Below are 12,459 nucleotides of genomic sequence, written 5' to 3' on the forward strand. Positions count from 1 at the left end.
GCGGATCGTCGGCGCGGCAGGCGATGCCGTAGACGGTCTCGGTGGGGAAGGCCACGAGAGCGCCCCCCGCCACGGCCTTCGCCGCCTCCTCGATCCGGGCCAGGCCTTCGGGGTCAAGGCTCGCTTTGAGCACTCGGGCCTTCATTCATCACCTCGTGATAGACTCGAAGGGTTCCCTCGACCATGCTTTGGGCGCTGAACTCCTGCTCCACGTGGCGGCGGCCCGCTTCGGCGAGGCGGCGGCCCAGCTCGCGGTCGCGCAGCAGCCGCACGATGGCGTCGGCGAGGGGCTCCGGCTCCCGCGGCGGCACGAGCAGCCCTGTGGCCTCGTGGCGGATGATCTCGGGCAGGCCGCCCGCCGCTGCGGCCACCACGGGCCGCCGCATCGCCAGGGCGTCGAGCACCGAGGTGCACAGCCCCTCGAGGTGCGAGGACATGACGAATACGTCGAAGAGGGCCAGCCATTGCGGCACGTCGGTGCGAAAGCCCGTGAACGTCACGGCGTGGCGGATCCCGAGCTCGGCAGCCTGGGCCTCCAGCGCGCCGCGGAGTTCGCCGTCGCCGACGATGAACAGGCGCGCCTTCGGCTCGGCCTCCAGCACGCGGGGCATGGCCGCGAGGAGATACCGCTGGCCCTTGTGGTCGGCCATGGCCGCCACGTTGCCGATCACGGGCGCCTCGGGCGCCACCGCAAACTCCTCGCGCAGGCGGCCCGGCGGCACGGCCTCGAAGCGCGCCAGGTCAATGCCGCTGTGCACCACGGCCACCTTGCCCGGCTCCACGCCCGCCTCCAGCAGCACCTGGCGCACCGCCTGCGAGATGGCGATGAAGCGGTTCACGCCGTGGTGGTACTTGAACCCGCTGATCAGGTTTGTCGCGACGCCGAAGTCCACCCGCCGCGACACCACGGTGCGGCTGCGCCGCGCGAGCGCGGCCGCCGCGCAGCCGAGGGCGTGCGCGTGCGAGGTGTGCATGTGCACGATGTCGAACCCGCCCCTGCGGATGAGGCGCCGCAGCGCCAGCACGGCCCGGAAATCGGCCTCCCCGCGCATGCGCACCTCGGCCACCTCCAGGCCCGCCGCGCGCGCCCGCTCGGCGAGCGGCGAGCCCGGCTGGCAGGCCACCACCGCCTCGTGGCCGCGGGCCTTCAGCCCGGTGACGAGGTACATCACCTGCTGCTCGCCGCCGCGCCAGGTGCGCTCGCTGTCAATGTGCAGCGTCTTCAGCGTGCGTGTCCTCGCGCTCGAGTTCGGGGCGCCACGATCACCGGGAAGCGCCCATGTTGCCGTGGCCGACCAGACGGCGCACCTCGGGCTTCCTGACCCTGGCGCCATTATAGCAGAATCGGGAGGGAAGGTCCCCGCGAATCCAGCCCGCGACGCAGGTCCCCAGGCGCCGTCTGCTCCTCGCTTGCGTTACCCCATGAGAGCGCAAGGGATGCAGAGGGGCAGGGGCGGCCACGGGAGCCCCGGCGCGCCCCAGCGCCATACTTGCTCAACCTGGAGGGGGAGGAAATTGAGCAAGTATGGGCAGAAAGGCCGCCGAGCCGTCCGGATCGCCAAAGCGCCATACTTGCTCAACTCTCCGCGGCGGTAGGGTTGAGCGAGTATGGCGGCGCCGTGTCTGGCTTCCAGGACGCCAGGAGCCTGTCCGAGAATCCGCGTGAGGCTGCGACGCCGCCGGTTCGGGCCGCACGCAAGGAGCGAGGAGGAGGCGATGCAGCGGAGAGCATCGCAGACGACGAGCGACACCGCGGACGGCCTGAAGTCGCGGCGTCCCTTCGGGTTGCGGCGTCAACGGGCCGGCTGCCACGCTGCGGCTCCTCAGCGATGCATTCCAGGGCATCGCCTGCGTCGCCGCGCCTCGCATCCAGCCCGCTGACGCCGGCAACGCAGCACACGGGGATTCTTGGACAGGCTCCTAGCGACGATTGGGGGGAGGCACCAGGATTGGAGGGCACTCCTTGGGCTGCCGCGGGCGTTGACAGGGGAGGGCGCGCCTCTATAATCTGGAAGCAGGCGCTGGCACTGGGAGGCAACTCGCGCCCCTTGGCGGGGCCCGGGCCTACCCGCCTCGCGGGTACGGAGCACGGAGAATGGCGGACCTGGCGGCTGCCTGCCGCACGGCGGCAGCGTTGGGCGAAGCAAACTGATGCGCCGAAAGCCCGACACGGCAGGTGGTTACAGCCCGGTCGCCCGTCAGCGGCGACCGGCGGGCACACTAGTTGCTTGCAGCATAGCTCATTGCGGTGGGACTCTGGCCCAAATGGTCCCACACGTCCTCCGCGGGCCACGCATTGGGGGCGACGGGGTTCAGGTGACACTCCACGGACACAACCCGCGCACGCCGGCCGCTCGCGCCGCGGTCGGCTGCGTCCGCGGCCGCAGCCTCGGTGTGAGCCTCACCGTGCACCTCTGCGTCCTGCTGGGCGCCGCGCTCCCGGTGCGCGCGGGACGCGTCATTGCCCCGGACCTCCAGCGCCTCACGCAGGATAGCGAGGCCATCATCCACGGCCTCGTGCTGAGCACCCAGGCTCGCTGGGTGGACGATGCGCGCGGGCGCCGCATCCGCACCTACGCCACGGTCCGCTGCCACCAGTGGCTCAAAGGCCAGGGCGGCAACGAGGTGGTGGTCGAGCTTCCCGGCGGCCTGGTGGGCGAGATTCGCGAGCGGGTCACCCCCGCGGTGCGCGTCAGCCGCGGCGAAGAGGTCGTGCTCTTCCTCAAGGGAGACCCATTGCGACCCGCCGCCGGCGTCGCCAGCAAGTTCCTCGTCGAGCGGGGCGCGGCCCACGGGCTCCTGGGGGTCATGCCCCTGCCCGAACTGGTGAGCCAGGTGGATGCTCTCACCGGCCGCAGGCCGCGGCAGGCCGTCAAGCCGCGCCCCGAGCCCGCCCAGCCGCAGGCCCCGCCACTTCGCCTCAAGCCAGAGCCGAAGGCGGGCGCTGCCGCGCCCAAGCCCGACGCCTCCCAGAGCGCCACGCACCTGGCCGCCGCGGCGGCCAAGGCCCTTGGCCCCGTCCTCCCCGCCGCAGGCTGGACGACCATCAAGAGCGAAACCTTCGACGGCGCCTGGCCGAACGACTGGGCGCTGTACGGCAACATCGGCACTCCCGCGATCACCTGGGGGCAGGAGGACTACTACAGGAGGTCGGGCAACTACAGCGGCTGGGCCGCGGGCGCCACCCACAACCCCTTAACCCAATCGTTGCCCAAGCCGGCCAGCGGCACCCTCATCAGCCGGATGACCTACGGCCCGTTCGACCTCCGCGGCGCCACCGACGCCCGCGTCACCTTCTGGACAACCTATCAGTTGGCGGTCAACGACAAGCTGCGCTGGGAGGTGTCGAAGGATGGCAGCAACTTCTACGGCGGCTTCCAGGGCGAGGGCAACACCCTCGGCACCTGGAGCCAGGTGACCCTCGACCTCAAGGCCGTGCCCACCCTCGGCAACCTCTGCGGCCACGATGGCATCTACTTCAGGCTCCAGTGCGACTCCGACGATGAGGGGGCCTGGGTCAAAGGCCCCTTCGTAGACGACCTGCTCATCGAGAAGTACGTGGTGGACAACATGCCCGACGTGGCGATTGACGCCTTCAGCATCACCCCGCGCCAATCGTCCGTGGGCACGGAACTGACCGCCTCGGTGACCGTGCGAAACGCGGGAACAGGCACCCTGACCCAGGACTTCGCCGTGGATTTCTACCGGAACCGCACCTCGGCCCCCGGCAGCGGCGACGCGGGCGACTACACGTGGACAGTGACCGACGACCTCGCCCCGGGCGAAACCCGCGTGCTCACGTGGAACTTCACACCGGCGGCCTATGGAACCTATCACGCCTACGTGGCCGTGGACCGCGCCAACACCCTCCCCGAATACGACGAGGCGAACAACAGGCGCGGGCCCCTCTCCTACTACGTCATCCAGGCCAACTGGCAGGCCGTGAAGATCGAGGACTTCGAGGGCCTGTGGCCCAACGACTGGGCAGTGAACAGCAACTTCACCGACGGCACGAACCTGATCACCTGGGCGCCGCAGACCTGGCTCGCCGTCGGCGACAGCAAAGCGGGCGGCGGCCAGGCCAACTCCGTGGACCCCGCCAGCACCCCCGGCACGATGTGGGCGGGGGGCATCCTGGGCACCATGACCTACGGCCCCTTCAGCCTCGTGGGCTGCACCGACGCGCGCGTGCGATTCTTCGTGTCCTACGACCTCGGCGCCGACGACAAGATCCGCTGGGAGGCGTCAATCAACGGCACCGCCTTCTACGGCCTCAACTACACCAACGGCAACACCCTGCCTGGCTGGTCCGAGGTGACGTTCGACCTCAAGAGCGTGCCCACCCTCGGCAACCTCTGCGGGCAGGCCACCGTCTACTTCCGCCTCGTCTGCGAATCCGGCAGCACCGACGGTGGCAACAAGGGCCCCTTCGTGGACGACATCGTGATCGAGCGCTACGGCGCCAGCCTGCCCTGGATCACCTCGATCTCCCCGGGCAGCGAGTCGGCGGGCACCAACTCCCAGGTGACGATCACCGGCACCAACTTCGGCACCCAGGGCGCAAACAGCCGCGTGCAGTTCTTCCAGGCCGCGGGCAACCCCAAGCTCAATGCCGCGATCGTCTCGTGGTCCAACACCGCCATCGTGTGCACCGTGCCCGAAGACGCCTCGAGCGGCCCCGTCACCGTCAGGAACCAGGCCGGCGGCGAGAGCAACAACTACACCTTCGTCGTCACCTTCGGCTACGGCGGCATCAAGTGGCCCGGCAGCAGCCCCACCCTCACCTACCGCATCAACGAGAACACCGCCGACTGCACCGGCGAGGGCGCCGCCGTGCAGGCCGCCTTCGCCACCTGGAACGCCGCGGGCGCCGCCTTCGCCTTCGCCTACGGCGGCACAACCTCCGCCACCAACGCCAGCAACAACGGCATCAACGAGATCTTCTGGGACACGACGCCCGAAGACCCCAACGCGACGGCGCTGAACACCACCTGGTTCACCGGCAGCACCATCCTCGAGAGCGACATCGCCTTCAACGACGAGAAGCTCTGGAGCACCGCCGGCGCGTCGAACGCCCAGGACGTCGAGAGCATCGCCCTGCACGAGCTGGGCCATTCGCTCCAGCTCAGCGACCTCTACGGCACCGTCGACTCGTATAACGACTCGGGCAAGGTGCTCTACGGCCGCGGGCTCATCGGCGGGCAGAAACGCAGCCTGACCACGCAGGACATCAACGGCATCAACTGGATCTACCCCAACACGACCCTCGGGATCGCCGTGACCCCCGCGACGTGGACCATCCCCGGCCTCCAGCCCGCCGGCGGCACCGTGCTCACGGCCTCCGGCACGCGGTTCCAGATTCAGAACACGGGCAACGTCAGCGAGACCCTGCGCCTCAAGGTCGCCACGCAGGACAGCCTGGGGCGCTGGACGGCCGGCAGTTCCGCGGGCGCCGAGCGCTACTGGCTGCGGGCGCTCTTCTGCGGCGCCGCCGAGACCCCCGCGTCGGGCGACTTCGCGAGCGACGACACGGTGACCACCACGGTGCAGGCGGCCACGGCCAGCGCCCGCTTCAACCGCGCGGGCGCGAGCTACGGCGTGAACATGGCCGTCAACGCCTTTGCCTATCTGTGGTTCCGCCTCGACCTGCCGCTGTCGGTTACCGACGGCGCCTCGCACCAGATCACGGTCGAGGTGAGTTGCGAAACGCCCTGAGCGAGAGGAGGGCAGTGCACGGCGGGGCATGAGACAGCAGGCGAGCGGAGAGAAAGGAGTGCGACTGAAGAACCGATCGTGGTCACTACCCCGGCCACGAGTCTGTCTGGGTTCTCTCGCGTAGCGGCAAGAGTCTCGCTTGTCGAGGAACCACCGCAAGCGGGCGCTTGAAGCCCTGGCCGACGCCGCGTGGCTCGGGGCGCGACAGACTGATTCGCGGCCGGACTGGTGCGTCGAAGGGAGTGGCGATTCTGTGGAGCGCAGCGTGCGCTTCGGCAACCTGTTTCGGAAAGGAGCGTGCGATGAAGAAGACGGCAATGGTGGCTGGCCTGATGGCGTTGCTGGCCCTCGCGGGGCCGGCCCTCGCCGGCACGACGGCGAACATCACGATCACGGTCACAGTGGAGTACCTGTCGGTCAGCGTGACCCCCACGACGGTGGCCCTGGGCACCGTGGCGGCCGGCTCGACCACCGTGAGCACGAAGGTGGACGTGGCGAATGACGGCAACGTGGCCGAGAACATCGGCCTGCGGATCACGAATCAGGACAACCAGGGCGCCTGGACCGCCGCCGCGGCGGCGGGCTCCAACATCTACGTCCTTTACGGCATCATCGTGGGGGATGGCGGCGCCGCGCCCACGACCGGGCAATGCGGCGCTAATGACGTGCTGACGACTTCCGTGCTCTACTGGGCCACCACCGATGGCACCGCGGCCAACTCGTCGCTCACCGGCACGGTCAGCTCCGCGACCGCCGTGGCGGCCGGCGGCCAGCAGGACCTCTACTTCGGCTTCGCGGCGCCCACCGCCGTGACGGGTCCCACCGCGGGTCTCCAGCACTCCATCACCGTGGAACTCAGCGTCTACAAGGACTGAGCCGTCCGCTCACGGAGGCATCGAATGAGATGAGACACCCCCTGATGCTCGCGCTGGCGGCCGCCGCGCTCTGCGGCGCGGGCGGCCCGGCAGCGTACGCGGTGGGGATGCGCGTGTCGCCCGGCGGCGCGCTCATCCAGGGCGTCGAGCCCGGCCAGGAGGCCGAACTCGCCGTCCCCATCACCGTCATGAACGACGATGAGGAGCCGAAGACGATCGTCTTCGCCCCCATCGCTCCGCTGCGCGAGAAGATGAAGGTGCCGCAGGGCTACGCCGACCTGCCCGACCTGTCATGGGTCCGCTTCACGAAGAGCGAGATCGAGGTGCCTGCAAAGGGCCATGCGGCGGTGAAGATGGTGCTCAACATCCCCGACGGCCGGGAGTACCACAACCAGCACTGGTCGGTTGCGGTGGCCGTGCGCACGAAGGCCGTGGCGGGCCAGATGCTCACGCTGGGGCTGTACCCGCGCTTCGAGATCGAGACCTCGCCCGCGCGCGTCAAGGGCGGCCTCTTCCGGCGCCCTCGGCCCCCCGCGGGCGATCTCGCCGTGACCCCCTCGGTGGAGACGCTGGAGGCCGTGGCGCCCGGCGGCGGAGCCCGCCGCGTGGCGCTGGCCCTGTGGAACAACACGGCCAAGCCGTTCCGAGGCGAGGTCAGGGTGCTGACGGCCGACGAGGCGAGGCAGGCGCGCATGGACCCCTCCGGCGGCTGGGCCTGGCTGCCGGACCCTGCGTGGGTGAAGCCCGGGTCGGCCGCGGTTGAGGTCAGACCGAACGCCTCGGCGGAACTGGAACTCGACGTAGCCGTGCCCCCCGGCAGGGAACGGCACGGGAACTCATGGGAAGCCATTGTGCTCGTGCGGGGCGACGATGGCCGTGCGGCCTTCGCCCGCCTGCGGGTGCGGACGGCGCCTGCCGCGACGCCGCACTGAAGGCTGAGGGTTTGAGATGGTGCGTGCGATGAGAAGCCGAGCCGGGCCAGCCGGGCGCGCGAAAGCGCGAGGCGCCCCCATGCGCCTCGCGGTGCTCCTGGCCATTGCCGGCATCGTCGCCTGCGTGACTCCGCCATCAGCCCACGCCGCGAACAACGCGGCCATCACCATCACCGTCCGAGTCATCGGCCCGCCCCATATCGAGTCCCTGAGTGCGGCGAGCGGTCCCGGAGGCAGCCAGATCTGGCTCTCGGGCGTCTTCTTCGGCGACACGCGGGGCGCCACCACGGTGGTGTTCGGGCCGGCACAGGTCGAAGCGTCCGAGTACCTCTCGTGGTCCGACACCGCCATCAACTGTCGGGTGCCCGCCGGGCTGAGTCTCGGGGCCAACGACATCTGCGTCCTCAAGGACGGCGTGCCCTCGAACGCCCTGGCCTTTACGGTCACGGACCCCTCGGAACTGTGCGTGGACGACTCGAACACGACCGGCACAGAGACGGGCTCCGCGCGCTGGCCCTTCAACACAATCGGCGAGGCCGTGGGCGCCTCGACCAGCGGCGACGCCGTGAAGGTGGCTGCCGGCGTCTACCGCCAGACCGTGTCGCTTGACAGCACGATCCTCTCCCTGCGCGGCGGCTACGTGGGCGGCGCGGATTACGCGGCGGGCGGCGGCGACTTCGCGGATGCCAGCCGCAGCCTCGACCGGACGGCGAACGCCACGGCCATTGACGGCGAGGGGACGCGGCGGTGCATCGTCTTCGTTGCGTGCCCGGGGGGCGAACTGTCGGGATTCATCCTTCGCAACGGCTCCACGGCGGGCGACGGAGGCGGCATCCTGTGCGACGGCTCGTCGCCTGTGGTCCAGGCCTGCACGCTGAGCGGCAACGCCGCGGCGGGCGACGGCGGCGGGCTGTACGGGCTGGCCTCCGCGCTGAGCCTCTCGCACTGCGTCCTGCGCGGCAACACGGCCGGCGGCGGGGGAGGGGGCGTGGCCCTCGAAGGCGGCTCCGGCGAGATCGCCCACAACGAGGTCTATGGCAACGCGGCGGCGCAGGGCGGCGGCGTGGCCTGCTCAGACTCGGCGGCCAGCATCCACCACAACGTCGTCACGGGCAACCAGGCCAGCGGCGCGGGCGGCGGCGCGGCCCTGCGCGCCAGCGACGCGCTGGCGTTCGTGAGCAACACGGTCGCCCACAACCGCGGGGGCGGCCTCCTGTGCCAGGACCCGGCGAGCCCCGTACTCAAACACTGCATCCTCTGGGGCAATGAGGGCGCGAGCGGCCAACAGCTCCAGTGTGTCGCCGGCGCGGCGCCGCTCGTGAGCTACTGCAACGTGCAGGGCGGCCTGCCCGCGACGGCCCTGGACGGCGGCGAGAACCGAGGGGAGGACCCCCGCTTCGTGGCGCCGGGCGGCTGGATCGGCAGCGCCTGGACGCAGGGCGACTACCACCTGATGTCCGAGGCCGGCCACTGGACCCCCGGCGGCTGGGTCGCGGATGCCACGACCAGCCCGTGCATTGACGTGGGCGATCCGGCCGATGGCGTGGGGCTCGAGCCCCTCCCGAACGGCGGGTGCATGAACCTCGGCGCCTACGGCGGCACTGCGCAGGCCTCGAAGAGCCCAGCGGTCGCCGTCCACGTCCTCGCCCCAGACCCGTCGGCTGCCGAGACCCTCACGGGCGATCCGCCCGACACGGGGCTGTTCCGCATCCGACGGATCGGGCGCACCGGGGCGCTGACCGTGAACTTCCTGCTCGCCGGCACCGCGACGCGCGGCAGCGGGGGCGACTACACGCTCTCCGTCGGCGGCGTGCCGCTGCCCGGCTCCTCCGTGGCCATCCAGGACGGGCAGGACGACGTGGACGTCTTGATCGAGCCGCGGGACGACGCAACCCCCGAGGGCACGGAGACCGTGGCCCTCGTGCTGCTCGCCGGCGCCGGCTATCGCCCCGATGCCGACCCCGCGCGGACCATGGCCTGGGCGGCGATCCTGGACAACGACGCGTCCGTGGGCATCGTGGCCACCGACCCCGATGCCGCCGAGCCGGGCAACAGCGGCATGTTCCGGATCAGCCGGTCCGACGCGGGCACGGGCGACCTCACGGTCACCTTCGCGCGCCAGGGCTCGGCCACGTCGGGCAAGGACTACCTGCTTCGAGCCAATGGCCTGATCCTCACGAGCAACTCCGTCGTGGTGCCCGGGATACCCGGGTATGTGGACCTCGAGGTGGCGGTGCTGGACGACACCGCGGCCGAGGGCACGGAGACCGTGGTTCTCACCCTTGTGCGAACGGCCGCCTACGGCCTCGACCTGGACCCCGCGAAGCACGCGGCCACCGTGGCCATTGCGGACGACGAGCCCGTCGTGAGCGTCGAGGCCCTCGACCCGTCAGCCGGCGAGCCGAACAACCACGGCATGTTCCGCATCCATCGCACGCCCGGCGGACCGCCCTTGCTGCCCATCAAGTTCAAGCCCACAGGCACGGCCCGCCTCGGGAGCGACTACCTCCTGCGCGTCAACGGCGTGGACAACGCAGGCGCCGTCGAAGTGCCCGCCGTGCCGGGCTACGTGGATATTCAGGTCTTCGTGATTGACGATGCGCTGCCCGAGCCGACGGAGACCGTCGTCCTGCCGCTCGCCAAGTCCAAGAACTACATCCTCGACCCCGACCCCGCCAGGCAGACGGCCACCGTGACCATCGCCGACGATGAGGCCGTGGTCGCCATTGCCGCCCTCGACGCCTCCGCGGCGGAGCCTGCCGACCATGGCCTGTTCCGCATCAGCCGCACCGGCGGACCGGCCGGCGACCTCCTCGTCAGCTTCACCCGCCTCGGCACCGCCACGAGCGGCCTTGACTACACCCTCCGCATCGGGGGCGTCGCGTTGCCCGGCAACTCCGTCGCCGTGCCGGCGGCCCCGGGCTTCGTAGACATCGAGCTGGCCGTGAACGATGATGCGCTCGCCGAGGGCACCGAACTGGCCACGTTGGCCCTGACGGCGGGACCCGGCTACGCTGCCGACCCCGCGCAGAGCGCCGCCACGGTGACGATCCAGGATGATGAGCCCCTCGTGCGCATCGAGGCGACCGACCCCGAGGCGGCCGAGCCGGCCGACCACGGCGCCTTCCGCCTCTGGCGCAGCAACGGCGGGCCGCCATCCCTCACCATCGCCTTCGCCCTCTCCGGAACAGCCTCGGCGGGCAAGGACTACGTGCTGCGCGCCAATGGTGTGGACGTGGGAGCGAGCATCGCGGTGCCGGCTGCCCCGGGCTACGTGGACTTGCAGGTCGTCGTTCTCGACGACGCGATCGTGGAGGACAGCGAGACCGTGACGGTCAGGCTTCTCAACGGCCCTGGCTATGGCGTGGCACAGCCCGGCAACACAGCCACCGTCACCATCGCCGACGACGAGCCGATCGTCAGCGTCGAGGCGCTGAATCCCGCGGCAAGCGAGCCGAACGTCAACGGCGTCCTCCGCATCCGCCGCACCCCGGGCGGCGCCGCGCTTCTCCCCGTCGGCTTCAAGGTCACGGGCACGGCCAAGGCCGGCAGCGACTACGTCCTGCGTTCGGGCGGGCTGGACGTGAAGAGCAGCGTCAACGTGCCCGCGGTGCCCGGCTACGCGGATATCGAGGTCGTGGTCATTGACGATGCGCTGGGCGACCCCGATGAGACCGTCGTCCTCACCCTCTCGAAGCCCAAGGGCTACCACCTCGATCCGGACCCTGCCAGACAGTCGGCCACCGTGACCATCGCCGACAACGAGCCGACCTTGAGCATCGCGGCCCTCGACCCCGCGGCCTCCGAGCCTGCCTCCCCCGGCGTCTACCGGATCTCCCGCACCCCTGTTGGCCCAGCCAACGTCACCGTCAGCTTCGCCCGCAGCGGCACCGCAACCTTTGGGGCGCCGGGAGCCTCGGGAGCCGACTACATGCTACTCGTCAATGGCACGGCCCTCACGGGCACCTCCGTCGCCGTTCCAGCGACCCCCGGCTATGTGGACATCGTGCTTGTGCCCCTCGACGATGCCGTGCGCGAAGCCACGGAAACCGCCACCCTCACGCTCGTGGCGGCGCCCGGCTATGGCCTCGACGCGAATCCCGCAAAGCGAAGCGCCACGATCTCGATCGCCGACGACGAGGGCGCGCTCGGCATCGGCGGCGCCACCGGCGAGTCCAAGGGAGAGCCGGAGGAAGGCGGTATCGCCATCCTCCTCGTGCCCAACCGCGGCCCCGCGCCTCTGGAGGTGGCGGCCATTGCCCTTGGCGTCCCGCTCGATGCCGTCTGCGAGTGGGACTTCGGCGACGGGGCCACGGCGGAGGGCCCCTTGGTCACCCACACCTACTCGTCCCCGGGCACCTACGTCGTCACCCTGGACGTCCTGGGGCAGACACTGGAGGCAGAAGTCGAGGTGATTGCGGCGGCGCCGGCGGGAAAGAAGTAGCCGCGGATTCCCGGCGGGCCTCAACGCGAAAGCCCGGTCACCGCGGCGGGAAGCGGCGAACCGGGCTTTCAGGGGTGGTGGGCGATACTGGACTCGAACCAGTGACCTCTACAATGTGAGTGTAGCGCTCTACCGACTGAGCTAATCGCCCAACCCCCAAAGTGTATCATCTGGGCTCCCGAGTGTCAAGCCCACGAAAATGCGGGGGTGCGGGCCGGAATTGTGGGTGGCTGCGGGAGCTCCGAAGGAGCGAAATAGAACAAGACCGCCCCGCGGCAGCCCTGACAGGGCGGAATAGAGAGCTTCTATCTCGCCCCTTCAGGGCTGGACCCGTGAATCCCACTGAACCCAGGGCGTTGCCCTGGGCTATCCCATGCGGGCCTTTCAGGCTCCAGTGACAATCACCCCGCCCACAATTCCGGCCCGCACCCGAAATGCGGCTCATCAGGGTTTGGCGATCCCGACGCGGCCGCGATTGGGCAACGCGGGGCCG

Annotated in this window: 5 protein-coding genes and 1 tRNA gene; 4 read left to right on the forward strand and 2 right to left on the reverse strand. The window is 70.3% G+C overall.

Translation table 11 applies throughout. From position 1 onward, the window contains the following. Positions 1 to 113: 113 nt before the first annotated feature. Positions 114 to 1,334, reverse strand: a complete 1,221-nt coding sequence (locus PLE19_22720; protein HPD17762.1) for a glycosyltransferase family 4 protein — start codon at positions 1,332 to 1,334, stop codon at positions 114 to 116. A 982-nt stretch (positions 1,335 to 2,316) separates the two neighbouring features. Here PLE19_22720 and PLE19_22725 point away from each other — a divergent pair. From PLE19_22725 to PLE19_22740, 4 genes are all read left to right on the forward strand, one after another. Then, positions 2,317 to 5,715, forward strand: a complete 3,399-nt coding sequence (locus tag PLE19_22725; GenBank protein ID HPD17763.1) for a CARDB domain-containing protein — start codon at positions 2,317 to 2,319, stop codon at positions 5,713 to 5,715. Between the two features lie 302 nt (positions 5,716 to 6,017). Next, positions 6,018 to 6,590 carry a hypothetical protein gene (locus tag PLE19_22730; GenBank protein HPD17764.1) on the forward strand — a complete coding sequence of 191 codons (573 nt, stop codon included), beginning with the start codon at positions 6,018 to 6,020 and terminating at the stop codon, positions 6,588 to 6,590. A 29-nt stretch (positions 6,591 to 6,619) separates the two neighbouring features. Continuing rightward, positions 6,620 to 7,522, forward strand: coding sequence for a hypothetical protein (locus PLE19_22735; protein HPD17765.1), 903 nt, complete (start codon positions 6,620 to 6,622; stop codon positions 7,520 to 7,522). A 79-nt stretch (positions 7,523 to 7,601) separates the two neighbouring features. After that, positions 7,602 to 11,966: a Calx-beta domain-containing protein gene (locus tag PLE19_22740; protein ID HPD17766.1), complete on the forward strand. Its 4,365-nt coding sequence runs from the start codon at positions 7,602 to 7,604 to the stop codon at positions 11,964 to 11,966. A 75-nt stretch (positions 11,967 to 12,041) separates the two neighbouring features. On the opposite strand, the gene PLE19_22745 is transcribed toward PLE19_22740, so the two are convergent. Further along, positions 12,042 to 12,117 (reverse strand) — tRNA-Val (locus PLE19_22745). Positions 12,118 to 12,459: the final 342 nt, after the last annotated feature.

This window comes from Planctomycetota bacterium (assembly GCA_035384565.1).
Lineage (GTDB): Bacteria > Planctomycetota > PUPC01 > DSUN01 > DSUN01 > DAOOIT01.

Bases quoted from the DNA above. Each gene is read 5' to 3' on its own strand.
- PLE19_22720 (HPD17762.1), bottom strand. From the start codon at position 1,334: ATGGCGCCAGGGTCAGGAAGCCCGAGGTGCGCCGTCTGGTCGGCCACG.
- PLE19_22730 (HPD17764.1), top strand. From the start codon at position 6,018: ATGAAGAAGACGGCAATGGTGGCTGGCCTGATGGCGTTGCTGGCCCTC.
- PLE19_22735 (HPD17765.1), top strand. From the start codon at position 6,620: ATGAGACACCCCCTGATGCTCGCGCTGGCGGCCGCCGCGCTCTGCGGC.
- PLE19_22740 (HPD17766.1), top strand. From the start codon at position 7,602: ATGCGCCTCGCGGTGCTCCTGGCCATTGCCGGCATCGTCGCCTGCGTG.